17 protein-coding genes are annotated in these 17,610 nt (G+C 65.2%); 12 read left to right on the top strand and 5 right to left on the bottom strand.

The window, feature by feature from the left end:
• The first annotated feature begins 32 nt into the window (after positions 1–32).
• From BMX61_RS18870 to BMX61_RS25400, 4 genes are all read left to right on the top strand, one after another.
• Positions 33–509 carry a hypothetical protein gene (locus tag BMX61_RS18870; protein WP_075628774.1) on the top strand — a complete coding sequence of 159 codons (477 nt, stop codon included), beginning with the start codon at positions 33–35 and terminating at the stop codon, positions 507–509.
• A gap of 109 nt (positions 510–618) precedes the next feature.
• Positions 619–1,035, top strand: coding sequence for a hypothetical protein (locus BMX61_RS18875; RefSeq protein WP_075628803.1), 417 nt, complete (start codon positions 619–621; stop codon positions 1,033–1,035).
• Positions 1,028–1,672, top strand: coding sequence for an antitoxin of toxin-antitoxin stability system (locus tag BMX61_RS18880; RefSeq protein ID WP_075628773.1), 645 nt, complete (start codon positions 1,028–1,030; stop codon positions 1,670–1,672). The genes BMX61_RS18875 and BMX61_RS18880 overlap by 8 nt, the downstream gene beginning before the upstream one ends.
• Before the next feature lie 282 nt (positions 1,673–1,954).
• Positions 1,955–2,260 carry a hypothetical protein gene (locus BMX61_RS25400; protein ID WP_327216420.1) on the top strand — a complete coding sequence of 102 codons (306 nt, stop codon included), beginning with the start codon at positions 1,955–1,957 and terminating at the stop codon, positions 2,258–2,260.
• 160 nt (positions 2,261–2,420) lie between these two features.
• Here BMX61_RS25400 and BMX61_RS18890 read toward each other — a convergent pair whose 3' ends face one another.
• Together BMX61_RS18890 and BMX61_RS18895 are read right to left on the bottom strand one after the other, a co-directional pair.
• Complete coding sequence (locus BMX61_RS18890; protein ID WP_075628771.1) at positions 2,421–3,830, bottom strand: argonaute/piwi family protein; 1,410 nt, start codon at positions 3,828–3,830, stop codon at positions 2,421–2,423.
• The gene (locus BMX61_RS18895) at positions 3,827–5,275 is read right to left on the bottom strand and encodes an SMEK domain-containing protein (protein WP_075628770.1); all 1,449 of its coding nucleotides are present in this window, start codon (positions 5,273–5,275) and stop codon (positions 3,827–3,829) included. Before BMX61_RS18895 ends, BMX61_RS18890 begins: the two co-directional genes overlap by 4 nt.
• A 235-nt stretch (positions 5,276–5,510) precedes the next feature.
• On the opposite strand from BMX61_RS18895, the gene BMX61_RS18900 reads away from it, so the two are divergent.
• From BMX61_RS18900 to BMX61_RS18915, 4 genes are all read left to right on the top strand, one after another.
• Positions 5,511–5,732 (top strand): DUF6915 family protein, encoded by a 222-nt coding sequence (locus BMX61_RS18900; RefSeq protein ID WP_456119711.1) that lies wholly within the window; start codon positions 5,511–5,513, stop codon positions 5,730–5,732.
• A 175-nt stretch (positions 5,733–5,907) separates the two neighbouring features.
• Positions 5,908–10,263: a strawberry notch family protein gene (locus tag BMX61_RS18905; RefSeq protein ID WP_075628768.1), complete on the top strand. Its 4,356-nt coding sequence runs from the start codon at positions 5,908–5,910 to the stop codon at positions 10,261–10,263.
• Entirely contained in the window at positions 10,263–11,300 is a 1,038-nt protein-coding gene (locus tag BMX61_RS18910) for a DUF7146 domain-containing protein (protein WP_075628767.1), read from the top strand. Before BMX61_RS18905 ends, BMX61_RS18910 begins: the two co-directional genes overlap by 1 nt.
• A gap of 365 nt (positions 11,301–11,665) precedes the next feature.
• Positions 11,666–12,592 carry a DUF2493 domain-containing protein gene (locus BMX61_RS18915; RefSeq protein ID WP_075628766.1) on the top strand — a complete coding sequence of 309 codons (927 nt, stop codon included), beginning with the start codon at positions 11,666–11,668 and terminating at the stop codon, positions 12,590–12,592.
• Positions 12,593–12,624: 32 nt separating this feature from the next.
• Here the strand turns inward: BMX61_RS18915 and BMX61_RS18920 are convergent, their stop codons facing one another.
• A complete protein-coding gene (locus BMX61_RS18920) occupies positions 12,625–12,966 on the bottom strand; it encodes a hypothetical protein (protein ID WP_139198961.1) in 342 nt (113 codons plus the stop codon).
• A 368-nt stretch (positions 12,967–13,334) separates the two neighbouring features.
• Positions 13,335–13,766: a thermonuclease family protein gene (locus BMX61_RS18925; protein WP_210186294.1), complete on the bottom strand. Its 432-nt coding sequence runs from the start codon at positions 13,764–13,766 to the stop codon at positions 13,335–13,337.
• Positions 13,767–14,145: 379 nt separating this feature from the next.
• Here BMX61_RS18925 and BMX61_RS24790 point away from each other — a divergent pair, with 379 nt between their 5' ends.
• The 4 genes from BMX61_RS24790 (at position 14,146) to BMX61_RS18940 (ending at position 17,284) form a co-directional block, all read left to right on the top strand.
• Complete coding sequence (locus tag BMX61_RS24790) at positions 14,146–14,310, top strand: hypothetical protein (protein WP_170854978.1); 165 nt, start codon at positions 14,146–14,148, stop codon at positions 14,308–14,310.
• A 142-nt stretch (positions 14,311–14,452) separates the two neighbouring features.
• Positions 14,453–14,974, top strand: coding sequence for a hypothetical protein (locus tag BMX61_RS18930; protein ID WP_456119710.1), 522 nt, complete (start codon positions 14,453–14,455; stop codon positions 14,972–14,974).
• Between the two features lie 97 nt (positions 14,975–15,071).
• Positions 15,072–15,926, top strand: coding sequence for a DUF3800 domain-containing protein (locus BMX61_RS18935; RefSeq protein WP_083639548.1), 855 nt, complete (start codon positions 15,072–15,074; stop codon positions 15,924–15,926).
• Between the two features lie 1,037 nt (positions 15,927–16,963).
• Complete coding sequence (locus BMX61_RS18940) at positions 16,964–17,284, top strand: DUF736 domain-containing protein (protein ID WP_075628763.1); 321 nt, start codon at positions 16,964–16,966, stop codon at positions 17,282–17,284.
• A gap of 44 nt (positions 17,285–17,328) precedes the next feature.
• Here BMX61_RS18940 and BMX61_RS18945 read toward each other — a convergent pair whose 3' ends face one another.
• Positions 17,329–17,589 carry a helix-turn-helix domain-containing protein gene (locus BMX61_RS18945; RefSeq protein WP_075628762.1) on the bottom strand — a complete coding sequence of 87 codons (261 nt, stop codon included), beginning with the start codon at positions 17,587–17,589 and terminating at the stop codon, positions 17,329–17,331.
• Between the last annotated feature and the right edge of the window lie 21 nt (positions 17,590–17,610).

Below are 17,610 nucleotides of genomic sequence, written 5' to 3' on the forward strand. Positions count from 1 at the left end.
CGCCGGGCGCCTCCGTTTTGAGGACCCTGTTCATGTCCGCCCCTCTGATCTTCGACACCGCACCCCTCGGCGCACTCGTGCGCTATTTCGACGGCACGCCCCGGCCACCGGCCCGCTTCACCAAGAAGCTCGCCGCCTGGCGGCAGCGCAATGGCGTCGGCCGGCTGGTCCGCAAGCAGCCGGCTCGCGAGCGGTCGACCTACGTGTCGCCTCCGTCCTTCACGCTGCACGAGGGCGACTTCGGCGACGCCGGCGTCATCATCGTGACCGTGTCGCGAAGCTTTCCGCTCGACAGCGATCTCCAGTTCGAACTCGTCGAACATCCGCCGGTCGGCGCGGTGCGGATCCTTCAGGATATCGGCGACGGCTACGAACTGCTCCATCTCGCCGAAAGCCGCGAGGCGGCCGATCTCTGGCTGGCGAAGAATCGATACAGCCGCGCCAGGATCGAAGAGGTTTCGGCCGACGAGATCGCCGCCGACACCGTCGAAGGCCGGCGCGCGGCCTGATCGCAACCTGACCTGATTATCGGTGCGGCTGGTTCTTCCTGTCGCGCCATCCTTCCTTCTGGCCCGGCCGCTCATCAGCGCCGGGTCGCTTTCGTTTCAGGAACCCGTCATGGCCGAACCATTCGTTCGCTTCTCCTGCCTGCTCCACGTCGGATCGCCGGCCAACGCCGCCCGGGCGCTCGACGCCTATGTCGCTCTGTCCGAGGACGACACGCGCGATGTCTCGCTGTCTCAAGCCTTCCGCCTGTCGATCGAACCCGATCACGGACCCTCGATCCTCTGGATCCGCGATGACGACGGCGGCGACCCGGACGGAGTCATCCGGTTCGCGCTCCATTGCGCCCGGCTTTTCGGCCTCGGTGGCCTCTGGGGCTTCTCCTATGCGATCGTCGCCGATCGGTCCGAGCCCGAAGCGATGGGCGGGCGCGCGCATCTGCTCGACCTCGGCGCGGGCCGCGTTCTCGCTTCGGTCGATGCGACCACCTGGCTCGCCGAGCGCATCGATGCGGGGGCGGATCATGCCTGAGATCGTCGAGACCACCGTATATCGCATCGACGAACTGGACGCGTCGGCCCGCGAGAAAGCGCGCGAGTGGTTCCGCCAAGTCGGGTTCGACCACGAATGGTATGAGTTCGTCTATTCGGACTTCGAAACCATCTGCACGATCCTCGGCATCACGTTGTGCGCGGTGCCGATCCGCCTCTTCGGCGGGGGGACGCGGACGAAGCCCGGCATCTGGTTCTCCGGCTTCTGGAGCCAGGGCGACGGCGCCTGCTTCGAGGGCTCGTATGCCTACGCCAAGCGGGCAGCCAGCGCTATCCGCGCCCATGCACCGCGCGATACGGAGTTGCACGCCATCGCCGACGCGCTCCAAGCCGTCCAGCGGCGCAACTTCTACCAGCTCCGCGCCGGCATTCGGCATCAGGATCGCTACTATCACGAATACACGATGGCGATCGCTGTCGAGCGGGACAGCCCGAACGGACAGGCCATGACGGCCGACGCCGAGGACATTGTGATCGAGGCGCTGCGCGATCTCGCGCGCTGGCTCTATCGCCGCCTCGAAGATGAGTATGAGTACCAGACCTCGGATGCCGAGATCGATGCGGCGCTGGAGGCGAATGCCTATACCTTCACCGCCGACGGCCACCGCTTCGGTTGACCGGCAATTCATGCGGGACATGACCAAATCCGTCGATCGCCCGATCCCGATCCGTTCGCCTTCTCTGCCTGGACGCGTCAGGTCGCGGGTTAACGGTAAAGCCGTTCCCGCGTCGCCGGACGGCTCCGCGTGACCCTGCGCACTTCGGCGCGTCCCGCAGCGATCCGCGAACGGAATTGGAGATCGGGACGATGTGCAGGGTTCTGAACAAGCATGTGCATAGTATGCTGAGCAGGTGGTGCGTATATCGGCCGGGGTTCGAAGTGGGGCAATCGTTTCGTCATCCGACGAGATGGCGACCGTGCGACGGTAATCGTGAAGCACGAACGCGATCTCGCCGACCGGCACGATCTGCTGAGTGTTGAGGCCAGTCGATCTGACTCGCCGTTCCAGGTGCGAGTGACGCATCATTCTGGAATGGCGGCCCCGGTCGGTCATCCCAAAAACGATGGTTGGGTAGGAATGTCGCAGCTTCTCATAACCTACCGTACAGCGGCAATCGGGAGGCTATCAGAGCCATTTGCGCAGTCCGACATTGGGACGAAGCCGCCGTCCACCTGCGCCGCGTCGAACGGCGGCCCTTGTTGAAAGCCGAGATTTAGCGTTCGCCCGGAGTATTCCGCCGGGCGACAGAACTTGAGCCGCTTGCGGCTAGGCAGGTTTTGGCCCAACGAGTCCGATAGCGGACACTGTCAGGAATGAGAGCGCCGCCGCCACGCCGTCGGACCAGTCGCCGCAGAAACCAGTCTCACATGTAGAAGCTGTAGCTGACTTGCGGCTTCTCGTTCACGTCCACGTACTTCATGATGTCGCCGATCTTCTTGGCGCACTCGAGCGTGATCGGTAGCCGACCGTCCATCTGGGTGTTGTTCCAGTTCATCTTGGTCAGACCCAGGATCTCCTCGCACAGGCTCTCGAGCGACGAATCCTGCTCGTAGACGGTGATCTTGAGCGGACTCGGCACGTACTGACCTGGATAGGTCTTGTAGAAGTCGACGGTGCCCCTGGTATACAGGACACCCTCGGTCTCCGAGATGGTGAGCAGCGTCCCGCGTTTCGGCGGATACTTTTTGTCACTGAAGAGGCGGACGTCGGTGTCTGTGATGGCGACGAAATCCTTCGAGCGGATGCCCTTTTCCTTCAACGCCCGCAGGAAGCCCTTCCGCTCGCCATCACGGAACCGGCTGGATTTGTGAATGACGATCCGGGCCGGCATGTGCTCCAAGGCGCGGTCATACTCGTCCAGCGCGTCGCTGAGCAGTTCGTAGGCCTGATCCTCACTCAGGAAGGGATGCCGGTTCTTCTTGTCGATTGAAACGGGCGTCCCGCGTAGGATGATGCCATGGCCGAACTCGTCGAAGACCTGTGCCAGACTGGACGACACTGTCTCGCCGTCACGGCTCTTGTAGAACCCGATACCGATGTAGCACGACCGCAGCTTGGAGCCGTCCTCGACTAGCCGCCAGGGGATTGTCCGGTTTCCCTTGTAGTAAAGCGCCGTGCAGAAGTTCCAAGCCTTCGTTGCGGGATCCTGCTGCTCTCCCGCGAACTTGGTGATGAGGATGGTCTTCTCGCGAACGAGCTGGAGCGGCGTGCCGAGATGCATGCACTTGGCTTTCAGCCTCCGGCGGAAATTGTTCTCGATTTCGCTGTCATCCTTGTCGTCGCCGACCACAGCGGTGGTCACGGAATCGAACATCTCGTTCGGCATGACGCATACGATCACGTCGACGGACCTGTTCTCGGCCAAAAAGCGGATCTGCTCGTAATAGAGATCCACCGCCCGCTCTACGCGATCGGCGCGCGAGGCCAGCTTCACGATAGCCGTAATCTCCGACTTCTTCAGCAGGCGCGCATACTGGGGCGAGTTGATGAGCCTTGTGAGGAAGCCATAGTTCTGATTCACTCCTCCGAAGCCTCGGAAAAGGTTCAGAAGCTGGGAATCCTTCTTGCGCTCGACGCCCTCCCGGCAGCGCTCAAGCCATTCGTCGAAGAGGTCAATGCCCTCACCGCGACCGACGACACCGATCCGAAGTTCGGTTCGGCGCAGCTCGTCACGCTTGTCGTAGACGCCCATGTTCTCGATGCCCGTGCGCGGGCAGACGTGCGTGCCGGTGCCGAACTCGAGAAGCGGCTCTGCAAGGGTGGTCAGTTTCATGCCGCCACCTCGTCATCGGTCACGTCGTCATCGAAGGCGGCATGCGCGGCAAGGTCCCCGTCATCCAAATCCTCCTCGCCATCGCGGTCCACATCGAACTCGAGGAGCGTTCCGAACCTCAACGACGTGTCGTCCGCCTCATCCGCTCCGCTGCTGTTCGAAAGGAAGTACGCGACAAAGCGCACCGCGTTCCTGACGCTCAGGTTAAGTTCGAGCCGCTTCTGCTTAGACAGCAGCTTGTCGTGCCAGTTCGACCGTTTGAAACCATCGTAAGAGAAATACCAGCTCGGCACGATCTGAGCGAACCAGGTCCCGCCGAGGTTCGAAAACGTCAGCTCGAACGAGAAGTGCTGATGGTGCAGGACCTTGTCCGGATCTTTCTTCTGATACCGGACCACATAAACCGTACGGGTGGCGCTGGCCTTGCCGACCCAGGCTTCCCTGCGGATGTCCTGGCCATCCTCGACCGGCACGAAGAAGAAGAACCCGTCCTTCGGATGGGCGCGCACGTTGCGCGCCTTCAGCATCTGACGGGTCTCGGCCGCGAGCAGCTGCTTCAGGACGTTGACGTTGTCTGGCTCGTCGGAGTCCGCTAGATCGGCGACGTCCAGCCGCTCGACGGTGCCCTCGTCCACGATGCTGACAAGGCCACTGGCGGCGATGTCCATGAACGAGAACAACTTGTTGTCGTGGCAGACCCACGCGTCGGTCTGCACGTCGTTCAGAAGCAGGGCCATCTTCACGACCGCCCTGCGACCCTTCGCGTAACCCCGGTAGCTCAGTTCGACCTTGGCCCGCTCAACCACTGCCCTGTCGTCGATTGTCAATTCGGCGACGTACACGGTATCGGGAAGCCGTATCTCCTGCAGATTGGTTGTGATCGCGGTCGGCGCCTCGACTGTCTCGGAACGGATGCTGATGAAGGCGTCAACCTCACCTAGGATGTGCCTGAACTCCGCCAGCACCCGCTCCTGCGCCGCCAACCGCAGTCCGGTCACCATGCCCAGGATGTCACCGAGGTCGATGATGTGCTTGGCGCAGTTGAAGGAAAAGTTCTCCGTCAGAAGGGCGTTCACGGCGTTCTGGCTGTAGGAGGACTGCTTTCTCCCGAGCATCAGCACATAGAGCTCGTCGAACGTGTTGTAGTAGGATCGGCTTATGAACTGGCCGACCGTGAACTTCACCTTCTCCAGCCCGGTCGTGGACGTCACCTGGAAGGCGACGCGGTCGTGGTCGTCGCCGAGGTCGATGCCGGGATAGTTCTTCTGCTTGCGGTTGAGGTTTATGAGGTGCGGCAGGTTAAAGACTGACTTCAGGATGGGGATGAATGCATCCTCCAGCGCCAGATTGACGTCGGTCCTGCCCTGCGCCGTCGCCAGCTCGACCTGAACGATGATGCGGCTGACCACATCGCGAAGCTGGTTCTCGACCTCAATCTGCCTCATGCGCCGCCCCTCCCATAGACCTCAAGCAAAATTTGGGAACGCACCGGGAACATTGCAAGTGCCTGCGCTTCAATTACGACGCCTGCTTTCGATGTTCAGGCGCTCCGTCCTGACATTCCGCTTCGGAACGACCGATTGGCAGCTTTTGTCTGGAGCAGACGTTCCTGTCGGCTGATTTGAGTGACCGGGTCTGGTCGACTGACGCCGCAAGCAAACGCCGGATCGTGGAGAAGGCATCTTCATGGCGGAGACGATCTTCGGCGCGACGCTGACCCTCTCTACCGGTCGTGTGATCCCGACACGCTGGGTCGGCGAGCAGCATGTGCGCGAGGATCTCGGCTTCATCCCCTCCTTTGCCGACTGGGTGAAGACGATCCGGCCCGAGCCGTGGATGGGCCGGGCGCAGCGGATCGAGGCCGAGGTCGACGTGTCACCGCCTGACCCGGCCGCCGCCTGAATCGTATCGGCCGAGGATCGCGAAGGGCGTCCTGCCGGATGGCGGGGCGCCCTTTTCTCGTGGTCGGGGCGTCCGGGCGCGAGAGTGAGAGGCGGGCCGGGACGGAGCGAGGCCCGGCGATCGAGAGAGAGCGTCGCGGGGCGTCATTCCGTTCCGCTCTCCCGAGGTCCTCTTCATGCACGCCTTGACCCCGTCCGTTGCGGCCCATGCCGCAGCGTCGCTGCCGCTTGGTCTCGCCCCGTCCGATCCGGCTCCGGCCATCCTCGCCGCCGCGCAGCAGCTCCTGCCGCATCTCGAACAGGGGCGACCGATCGACACCGCCATCCTGCGCGGCGCCATGAAGGCCGCCTTCGGCGCCTCCGATGCCACCGGCGCCTGGGACTGGAAGGCGGCCTATGAGGCGGGCGAGGTCGCCATCGTCCTGTTCCTGCGCAAATACGGAAAGGCGCTGTTCCGCAAAGCCGCGCTTCCGGCTCTCCGGCTTTCCGCACTGGCGAAGATCGCCGCCCTGCTGCCGACGCATACGCGCCGGTCCGAGGAGAGCCAGGCGCGGCAACAATTTTCGACGCCCGTGCCGCTGGGCTTGGCCAGCATCACCGCGGCTGCGATCTCACCGACGGATCGGGTGCTGGAGCCGTCCGCCGGCACCGGCCTGCTCGCCATCCTCGCCGAGACCGCCGGCGGCACGCTGATCCTCAACGAGCTGGCCGATACCCGCGCCGGTCTTCTTTCCCTTCTCTTTCCGGCTGACCCGGTCACGCGCTTCGACGGCGCGCAGATCAACGACCATCTCGACCCCGCGGCCATACCGTCGGTCGTGCTGATGAACCCGCCCTTCTCGGCGATGGCCCATGTCGCGGGCCGTGTGCACGATGCCGGCTTCCGCCACCTGTCGTCGGCCCTGGCACGACTGGCACCCGGCGGGCGTCTCGTCGCGATCACCGGCGCCAATGTCGGTCCCGACATGCCCGATTGGCGCGACGCCTTTGTCGGCCTCCAGGAGCGCGGCCAAGTCCTGTTCACCGCGACGATCGCCGGTGCGGTCTATGCCAAGCACGGCACGAGTTTTCCGACCCGGCTGACGGTCATCGACAAGGCGGCTGCCGACGATCCGCAGATATTCCCGGCCTCGCCGGGCATGGCGCCGGACGTCGCCACGCTGCTCGGCTGGATCGAACGACAAGTGCCCCCACGGTTGCCCGTCGCGCTGCCGGTCGCTTCGGTGACGTCCGCTCCGCGCAGCGTCTCCGCATATCTCCGCCCGCGATCGGCCGCTCCGGCACCGGCGCGCTCCCGGCCTGCCGGACTGGAAATCGCCGGCGTCGAGCTCGCCTATGAGACCGTGGACTGGACGCCGCCGGACGGCGCACGCCTGACCGATGCGATCTACGAAGAATACGGATTGCAGTCGATCCGTATTCCCGGCTCTACGGCCCACCCGACCAAGCTCGTCCAGTCGGCCGCGATGGCGAGCGTGCCCCCGCCGAAGCCTTCGTACCGGCCGATGCTGTCGCCTGCCGTCGTCACCGGGGGACTCCTCTCCGACGCGCAGCTCGAGACCGTGATCCAGGCGGGCGAGGCGCATGGCGCGCATCTGCCCGGATCGTGGACGGTGGACGAGACCTTCGACCTGGTGAAGGCCGCACCCGCCGATGCGGACCGCACCGTTCGCTTCCGCCGCGGCTTCATGCTCGGCGACGGCACCGGCTGCGGCAAGGGTCGGCAGGTTGCCGGTATTCTCCTCGACAACTGGCTCTGCGGTCGCCGCAAGGCGGTGTGGATCTCCAAGTCCGACAAGCTGCTGGAGGACGCCCAGCGGGATGTCGCGGCGCTCGGCCTGGAGCGATTGCTGGTCACGCCGTTGTCACGCTTCGCCCAAGGCAAGCGGATCGAGCTGCCCGAGGGTTTTCTTTTTACCACCTATGCCACGCTGCGCTCCGACGATCGCGGGGAGAAGCTTTCCAGGGTCAAGCAGATCGTGGAATGGCTGGGTTCCGACTTCGACGGAGTGATCGTCTTCGACGAGAGCCATGCCATGCAGAACGCCGCCGGATCGACCGGCGAGCGCGGCGACACCGGCCCATCCCAACAGGGCCGCGCCGGTCTGCGGCTTCAGCACGCTTTGCCGGATGCGCGTGTCGTCTATGTGTCGGCGACGGGCGCGACCAGCGTCCACAATCTCGCTTATGCGCAGCGCCTCGGGCTCTGGGGCGGCGAGGACTTCCCCTTCGCGACCCGTGCCGAGTTCGTCGAGGCGATCGAGGCGGGCGGCGTCGCAGCGATGGAGGTGCTGGCCCGGGACCTGAAGGCGCTCGGCCTCTACACCGCCCGCTCGCTGTCCTATGACGGCGTCGAATACGAGCTGGTCGAGCACGCGCTGACGGACGAGCAGCGCCGCATCTACGACGCCTATGCCGGGGCGTTCGCGGTCATCCACACCAACCTCGACGCCGCGATGCAGGCGGCGAACATCACCGGCTCGGACGGCACGCTCAACCGCCAGGCCAAGTCCGCCGCGCGCTCGGCCTTCGAGCAGGTGAAGCAGCGCTTCTTCGGCCACCTGTTGACCGGCATGAAGACGGCGACCCTGATCCGCTCGATCGAGGCGGACCTCGCCGCCGGCCATGCCGCCGTCGTGCAGATCGTCTCGACCGGCGAGGCGTTGACCGAACGTCGGCTCGCCGAGATCCCGACCGAGGAATGGAACGACGTTCGCATCGACATCACGCCGCGCGAATACGTCCTTGCCTATCTGCAGCATTCCTTTCCGGTCCAGCTCTACGAACCGTACTCGGACGCCGACGGCAACACGCTCTCGCGGCCCGTCTTCCGCGACGGTCAGCCGGTGGAGAGCCGCGAGGCCGTCCGCCGGCGCGACGATCTCATCGAACGCCTCGCCATGCTCGACCCGGTTCCGGGCGCGCTCGACCAGATCGTCCAGCACTTCGGCACCGATATGGTCGCCGAGGTGACCGGCCGCTCGCGCCGCATCGTGCGCAAGCGTGGCGGCGACGGCATCAACCGCCATGTCGTCGAGCGCCGGGCCGCTTCGGCTAACCTCGCCGAGACGGCCGCCTTCATGGACGACGTGAAGCGTGTGCTCGTCTTCTCCGAGGCGGGCGGCACCGGGCGCAGCTATCATGCCGAACTGTCGGCCCGGAACCGCCGGCTGCGCGTCCATTATCTGCTGGAGCCAGGCTGGAAGGCCGACGCCGCGATCCAGGGCCTCGGGCGCACCAACCGCACCAACCAGGCGCAGCCGCCGCTCTTCCGGCCGATCGCGACCGACGTGAAGGCGGAGAAGCGCTTCCTGTCCACCATCGCCCGGCGGCTCGACACGCTTGGCGCGATCACGCGCGGCCAGCGGCAGACGGGCGGAGCCGGCCTGTTCCGGCCGGAGGACAATCTGGAAGGCGTCTATGCCCGCGACGCGCTGCGCCAGTTCTATCTCCTGATCGTGCGCGGCCGGATCGAGGGCTGCTCGCTGGCGGAGTTCGAGGCGGCGACCGGCCTGACGCTCATGGATGCCAACGGCATCAAGGACGAGCTGCCGCCGATAACCACCTTCCTCAACCGACTCCTGGCGCTGACCATCGATCTTCAGAACGTGCTGTTCACGGCCTTCGAACAGCTTCTCGCCGCCAAGGTCGAGGGCGCCATCGCCGCCGGCCATTACGATCAGGGCTTGGAGACGCTCACGGCCGAGAGCTTCACCGTCACCGACCGCGCGACGATCTACACCCATCCCGGAACCGGCGCGGAGACCCGGCTGCTCACCATCGCCGAGCGGCAGCGCAACCGGCCGATGGTGCTGGACGATGCCCTGGCGCTGGCGCAGGACGGTCGTGCCCGCCTGCTGGTCAACGAGCGCTCGGGCCGGGCCGCGGTGCAGGTCGCAGCACCCTCGCTGATGCTCGACGACGGCGAGATCGAGCGGCGCATCCGGCTGCTCCGCCCGATGGAAGCGCACGGCCTGCCGCTGCGGGCGCTGACCGAGAGCCACTGGGCCGAGGTCGACCGCGACGCCTTCGCCGCCGCATGGGAAGCGGAGTTGGCCGAGCTGCCGCCCTTTACCGAGCACACATTGCATATCGTCGCCGGGCTGCTCCTGCCGGTGTGGAAGCGCCTGCCGGACGAATCGACCCGCGTTTATCGGCTCCAGACCGATGACGGCGAGCGCATCATCGGCCGCCGCGTCTCACCCGCTTGGGCGTCCAATGCCGCGGCTACCGGCGCACCGACGCTGACGCCCGACCAGGCCTTCGCCGCGCTGATCGACGGCAGGACAGTCATCGACCTCGCCGAGGGCCTGCAGCTTCGCCGCACCCGCGTCATGGCGGCGAACCGCATCGAGCTGACCGGCTTCAGCGAGGCGATGCGCGAGCGCCTGCGCGCCTATGGGCTCTTCACCGAGATCATCTCGTGGAAGCTGCGCTTCTTCGTGCCCGTCGGTGCGGACGGGCCGACGGTCCTCGGCCGTCTGCTCGACACCTATCCGATCGAACGGGTCGCCGAGCGGGAGGCAGCGTGATGGTCTGGCTCGACGCATCCGATCTGGCGCAGCGTCTCGGCCGGCAGGCCGAGGCAGTGTGCCGCCACTATCTCTCCAACGGCCGCCGGCAGGGCAATTACTGGCAGGTCGGCGACGTGCGCAACACGCCCGGCCGTTCGATGTTCGTACGCCTGAAGGACACGCCCAAGGGGCCGGCGGGCAAATGGATGGACGCCGAGAGCGGCGAGCATGGCGACCTGCTCGACGTGATCCGCGAGGCGCTCGGCCTGATCGACTTTGCCGACGTCGCCGAGGAGGCCCGCGCCTTCCTCAGCCTGCCGCATCCCGAGCCGGAACCGACATCGCCCAAACAGCGTGGAGCATCGGTCCCGTCCGGTTCGGCCGAGGCATCGCGGCGGCTTTTCGCCATGGCGCGGCCGATCGCCGGCACGATCGCAAAGGCGTATCTCCGTAAACGCGGAATCACGGCTTTCAACGCAACCGACGCGCTGCGTTTCCATCCGCAATGCTACTACCGTCCCGACGACGGCCCGACCGAGACGTGGCCGGCACTGCTCGCGCGGGTCACCGATCTCGCCGGCCGTCAGACCGGCACGCACCGGACCTGGCTCGCGCCCGATGGCTCCGGAAAGGCGCCGATCGATACGCAGCGGAAGGCGATGGGCGACCTTCTTGGCCACGGCGTCCGGTTCGGGATCGGCTCCGAGGTGCAGACGGCTGGCGAGGGTATCGAGACGATGCTGTCCGTTCGCTCAGGCCTGCCGGATCTGCCGGCGGTCGCGGCGCTCTCCGCCGCCCATCTCGCCGCCCTCCTGCTGCCCGACACACTGCGGCGGCTCTACGTCGCCCGCGACAACGGCGAGGCCGGCGAGGCGATGGCGAGGACGCTGGCGGAGCGGGCGGAGGCGACCGGCATCGAGGCGGTGGTGCTGGTCCCGACGCTCGGCGATTTCAATGACGATCTCCGAGCATTCGGTGTCGAAGGACTCCGGGCAGCACTCCGGGCACAGGTCCTGCCGCAGGACGTCGCCCGCTTCATGGCGCTCGCGGCCTGACCGGAAGGGCGGAAGTCGCCGGATCGGGCTTGCGATCGCCGCAGTGGCGGTGTGCCTGATCCGGTGCCGCCGGAGAGCACCGCGCCCTGGCCTTCCGAGAGGGCGAACGGCCGTCAAACGACCCGGCCCGGCAATGGCTGCGGCCGACGATTTTCCGCCGCCTTGCCACCCCACGCGGCAGGCCGCGTGGGGACCCCGTCTGCGGCTTTGCATCGCGAAACAAAATCGCCGGCCTTCGCCATCCTCCGCTGGCGCTTCGGCCCGGTCGCGTTCCGCGGCCCGGGTGCAGGGCCGCGCCGCCCGACGGCTGTCGTCGCCATGAAGGCCGCGAGGGTCGCGGTCCGAACCGGCGAAGGAACAGCCCCATGGCCCGCCACGACATCGAGCCCGAACACGAAGCCTCCTCCACCCACCACGTCCTTCAGGAGCTTCAGCTCTACGGCTACCGTCCCTTCCAGGACGAACCCGACGCCCGCCCGCTGCCCGAGGGTACCGACGTCGCCGGCATGATCGCCGACATCTTCGACGCCATTGCGGGCACGCTGCAGGACACCCGCCTCGAGCCCGACCTCGACGATCTCCTCTGGTCCACCGTCAACCTCTTCCATCGCGCCACCGACCGCATCGAGCGCGAGCTGGACGACAACGAGCAGGCGCAGCGGCGCGGACAGCGCGAGCAGGACGGCTCGGAGGTGAAGTCGGTCGAGCTGGAACGCCTCACCGCCGAAGGGCAGACGCTCCTCGAACGCCGCGACGCCTTCGAGCTGATGCGCGACCAGGCTGCCGACGCCTTCGAGCGCCTGACCCGCTCACCCTGGCGACCGCGCAGTGGCTCGATGGTCAACCATCGCAACCTGACCGCGGCGATGATCGACAGCCGCGATTTTCTCGCCGCCAAGCGCCGCGCCGAGACCGAGGTGATGCTGCCCGCCGGACCGAAGATCGCCTTCACGGGCGGCCTCGACTGCACCGACCATCAGCGGATCTGGGCCAAGCTCGATCAGGTCCACGGCAAGCACCCCGACATGGTGCTGCTGCACGGCGGCTCGCCGAAGGGGGCCGAGCTCATCGCCTCGCGCTGGGCCGACCACCGCAAGGTTCCACAAGTCGCCTTCAAGCCGGACTGGACGAAGCACGCCAAGGCCGCGCCGTTCAAGCGCAACGACGCGATGCTATCCGTCCTGCCGATCGGCGTCCTTGTCTGGCCCGGCACCGGCATCCAGGACAATCTCGCCGACAAGGCGAAGAAGCTCGGCATCCCGGTCTGGCGGTTCGAGAGGGGCGGCGCGTGAGCGCCGTTTCCGACCGAGATGAGCGACAAGAACTAGCGCAAGGGCGACCGAAGAAGTCCGTTCAAGATCTCGACGTTCACTTCTTCGCCATGCGCGGACGTCCGGCCGCGGGCTGAGTCGATCGCGGATTGAAGCTGGCAAGCCGCTGCCGACACGCCTTCGCCCACCTGTTCAAGGCTGACGAGCGCTAGTCGCATAAGCATTAACGGCGATTGCAGCCGCTCATGATTTGCCGATGACTGATCGTCGCGGATCAACGCTCCAGTTCCGCGAAGTCTTAGTGCAGAAATCCAATCGCCGGCTGCATCAAGGATCGCGGCAGCTCGCTCAATCAACTCCATTGCCGCGTCTAGGTCACGAAACTGATTTGTCATTGTCGCCACCCCACCAGGAGCCGCCGACGCACCGTGAGGTGCGTCGTCGCTCAAGAACCGGGTGTTGGAAACCTAGGTTAGGCTAGGCGCGAACGCCTTTAGCCGGGTGGCCTGGACATACGCGTCCGCCACCCGGTTGACCGAGCTTGGCTCCTAACCTCCAGGGTTTCCACGCCCTGCTACGAACACCGTAGGGGAGTAAGCATAAAGCTCGCTGCGCGTCGGCTCAAGCTGCCGTTTCGACCACATCCGGCTCACGCCATTCTCGCCGTCGCATCGCGTTCCGGTCTGTTTCACCGAGCGTTTCCTCGCATCAGAGCAGCCTTTGCGACTGTGACCCAAGCCGACGGCAGCGAGGTTGCTTTGATTTAACCGCACCAATCCGGCTTGGGACGTCCCTTTGCCCAAGGACGAGCGATGCCCTTTGCAACCAAGTCGCCGCTAAGGTCGCGTCCCTCCAGCCGTACGCGTGCGACTGTCCGCCGATAGCTACGCCCCACGCGCTCGAAGTCGACCGTTCGGCCTTTCAGAAGGCTGATAGCCTCGGCGGTCGCCTTCTTACCGATCACGATCTCTGCGGCACATTTGGCATGTGCAGGATCTGTCTCGGCCGCATCGATCCCCGCGATCCGGATCCGTTCGCCATCAGCCATACGAAACGTATCCCCGTCGATGACCCACACGATCCTCCCCCTCTCGGCCGAGGCGTTCGAAGGAAGAACTGCGCAGACCGAAAAGACCGCGACCCAGAACGTCGGGTGGCGCAACATCGCCTGCCAGTTGCCTCCTCCGGTCTTCATTAGCGTCGACCCCGGTTCGCTCACCTAGTTACCCGCGAAGTCCACTGACGTACCCGTGCCGGACTTTTGCAAGCGCCAGCGCCCGTTCGTGTTGCATATCACCGCCTCTCGATCATTGCGGTTGAGGAGGAAAGCATAGCAGACACGCCGCTGAGCGAGGTCAGGGATACTTCCGCTCCGGTAGGAAGACCATTCCCCCTCGACTTGCGCTGATCCTTGGTCCCACCGGGAACCTGACGCCATCAACCCGTAAAGGGTCGGCTACGCTCCGCGTGCCGCCGCTCGGGCTTCACCCATCGCGGTGATTGCGGTCCCCGGTCGAACACTTCGGGCGCCTGTCAGCGGGGGATGGTCCTCCGCTCCCACAGGAGCCGATCCGATGTCCCTCAGCGACGCCTACGCCTTCGCATCCAGCCTCGCCGCCAGCCTCCTCACGGTGATCGTCATCTTCCGGGCGGGCGACGGCAGCCTCTCGGTGGTCCCGGCAGGCGACTTCGACGGCGACGCCGACGTTGTGGCTGAGATCGACCCGTTCGCACCATGACGGCGCGGCCTTCAAAGCAGTCCGGCGGTCGCACAGCCGGATTTCGCACTCCCGCCACCCTTCGCTTTCTGCTATACGACACAATGCGCCGTGGTGGTGGTGGAGGCGCGACCGTCAAACCTTGTTTCACGGAGACGCCACCATGATCCTTCTCGCCATCCTCAGTCTAGCTGCAATCGGCTTCCTATGCTGGCTGCTGTTCACGCTCGCCGTCTTCGCGTTGCCTTTCTTGCTCGGCGTCAGCGCCGGCACCTGGGCCTGGCACACCGGCGCCGGCTGGCTCGGCGCGGTGCTCGTCGGCCTGGTCGCCGCCGCGCTGACATTCGGCCTTGGCCAAGTGCTGCTGGCGATCGTTCGGCCTCTATGGGCCAAGCTCGCCATCGCCGCCGTGTTCGTCGCGCCAGCCGTCATCGCCGGCTATCATGCGGTCCACGGGATCGTGAAGCACACCATGCCCTCGGAATTCTGGCAGATCACGTTCTCGATCATCGGCGCGGCCGCGGTCGGCGCTTCTGCCTTCCTGCGAGTCGCAGGGCTGGCAACTGGGCGTCCAGCCGGGAACACGGCCGGTTCACCTATGCCAGCCAGAGCATCTTTGCGAGTTGCTCCTCTTGAAATTTCGGAACGCAAGCTGTACGTAGGTGGCACAAGCCGGGAGTGCTGATCCGTCGGTGCGCTGAACGATTGTTTCACCTGGCTTACCCATTTGCAGTAAGATCAAAGCGGACCCTTCGTGGTCCGCTTTTTGTTTCGAGGGATCGGTGCACCTACTTTACCTGGATGAGTCCGGTCACGCACATGATCCCAACACGAATTTCTTCGTGCTCGCTGGCTTCAGCATCTTCGAGCGGCAAACGCATTGGCTGGAAGGCCAAATCGATCCTGTCGCGGCGCGCTTCAGCGCGACCAATCCCCGCGATATCGAGTTTCACGGCAGTCCGATGCGTTCGGGTAAGGACGAGTGGAAGGGCATTCCACCCCAAGATCGCGTTCAGGCCGTGGTTGATATCCTGAGCTTGTTGTCGGACCGTCAGCTAAAACTTAAAGTCTATGCCTGCGTGATAGAAAAAAAGCTCTTCAGGCCGGAAGATATCTTAGCGAGTGCATTTGAAGATGTAGCAAACTGCTTCGATGGATTTTTGAAGTCGCTCTATTACAAGAAGGATCCACAGCGCGGCTTGGTGATCCTGGACAAGAGCAATTACGAGGAAACGATTCAGACCCTGTCCCATGTCTTCAAGCACATCGGTCATGCTACGGGTCGGCTGAGGAATTTTGCGGAAGTTCCGCTCTTCCTCGACTCCAAGGCGTCCCGCTTGATCCAAATGGCAGATCTGGTCGCTTACTGGATCTTCCGCCATTTCGAATCAGGCGACTCGCGTGGATTCGATCTCATCAGACCGCATTTCGCTCGTTACGGCACCCAGGCGGCCCCAGTGCATGGACTGCAGCAGCACGTCACAGCCGAAACTGTCGCACGGCTTGGTGGGCTAGGGCCACACACGCACCCGTTTCCCAATCCCACACCGAAGCCGGCGCCTGCCGCGGATCAAGCCGCAGGTCCGATCGCGGTGCTCCCGGATGCCGCGAGCGGTCCTGGTCCCGCGGCGGAATAATCCCATAGGGAGCAAGCTCCTTTTCTTGGACCGCCGGCATTGCATCAGGCGCCTGCCGCCGGGGGCGGCACCGCGGCTCTAGTCGCTTCGCTCCCCGAGCCCGCAAGCGGTCTCGGCCCTGTCGGGTGACGATCCACTGGCGAAACCACAATTGGCCACGGTCGTCTGCCCGCTATATGCCAAGCTCGGGAGTTGCAGCGTGATCTGGCCGTCATCGCCAGCTATCATTAAGTCGAAGGGATCGCGACACCATATCCTCTGAAGGGTGGCGGATTGCCCTTGCGGCCATCAGCGTGATCGCGATCGACGTCTCCGTGTTCCGACAGATTTGCAGGGCTGCCAGCGGGCGGTCCCACCCGGCGCGCGCCGGGCGGGGGCGCCTGCATGATGGTCGTCCCACGGCTGTAGGAAGGACAGCCAGCGAGTTGCACGCTCTCTTCGTCATCGAACAGAGTGGGCAAAGGGCAGCGATAGCGGGTGGGTGACCAGATCGTCTGCCTGATCGGTCTCTTTCGTCTGCCGCAGCGTCGGCACCACGCGGCTTGCCCATCGGACCGGCGCGTGCGGTTGGCGTTCTGAGTGGCAGCGATCATGGGTACACCGTCGAAGTCGCCCAGGACGGGGTGAGGTCATGCCGCCAGCCGGTTGCATGCGTCTGTCGTAGGCCGAGCCTCACCACGGTCATCCGCTCGCACCTCATGGATCGAGCGCACCAAACGGCCTCTGCAATGGCCTGATCTGGCCGAGGGTCGGCTGACGCCTCGACCGCCTATGCGCAACGGCGCATCGCGACTTTCTTCCCCTGGGGGCCACCCCACGCGGCAAGCCGCGCGGGGACCCCGGACCGCCCATTCCTCGCGAGGCAAGAAAGACGCTTCCACGCCGTCCTCCGCGTTGCTTCGGCCTGCGATCCCACCCCGCACGGCAGGCCGTGCGGGGACCCCGGGGCAGGTGCGCCGTCGGTCGCCCCCGGCCTGTCGATCGCCATCGAGGCCGCAATGGTGCGGGCTCGAAAACGGAACGAACGGAGATTTCCCATGGCGAACATCGGCACCTTCACCGCAATCGACACCGGCTTCATCGGCGAGATCGTCACCCTCTCGGTCCAGGCCCGCAACGTCCGCATCCTCCGCGACGACCGTGCCGCCGGCGAGAACGCCCCCAGCCACCGCGTCTATGTCGGACGCGCCGAGATCGGAGCCGCCTGGACCAAGCGCTCCAACGAGGGCCGCGACTATCTCAGCCTCAAGCTCGACGACCCGAGCTTCACCGCCCCCATCTACGCCAATCTGTTCGACGACGAGGACGGCAAGGGCTACACGCTGATCTGGTCCCGCCCCAACGGCCGGCGGGACTGAGCCCAGCCGCGACGTCCCGCCCGGCACACGCCGGGCGGGACCGCTCAGCGCGCGTGGGGCCTGGATCGTCTTTCTCGGTACTGGGTCAGTGCTTCCTCGTCGGGACGAACCAATTCTATATGCTCGACCCCGAGTGCTTCAGCCAGCTCGTAAAGCGTGATCACCGTCGGGTTCCGCCGCCCGTTCTCGAGATTACTCAGATATTGCTGGCTGAAGCCAGAGCGCGCCTCAATCTGCTCCTGCGTAAGGCCCTTTTCCTTCCGCAGGCGCGCAAAATTCCGTCCGACGAGCGTGCGCATGTCCATCGGCGCACGCTCGCCCAATTA

This window comes from Xaviernesmea oryzae, assembly GCF_900109605.1.
Lineage (GTDB): Bacteria > Pseudomonadota > Alphaproteobacteria > Rhizobiales > Rhizobiaceae > Xaviernesmea > Xaviernesmea oryzae.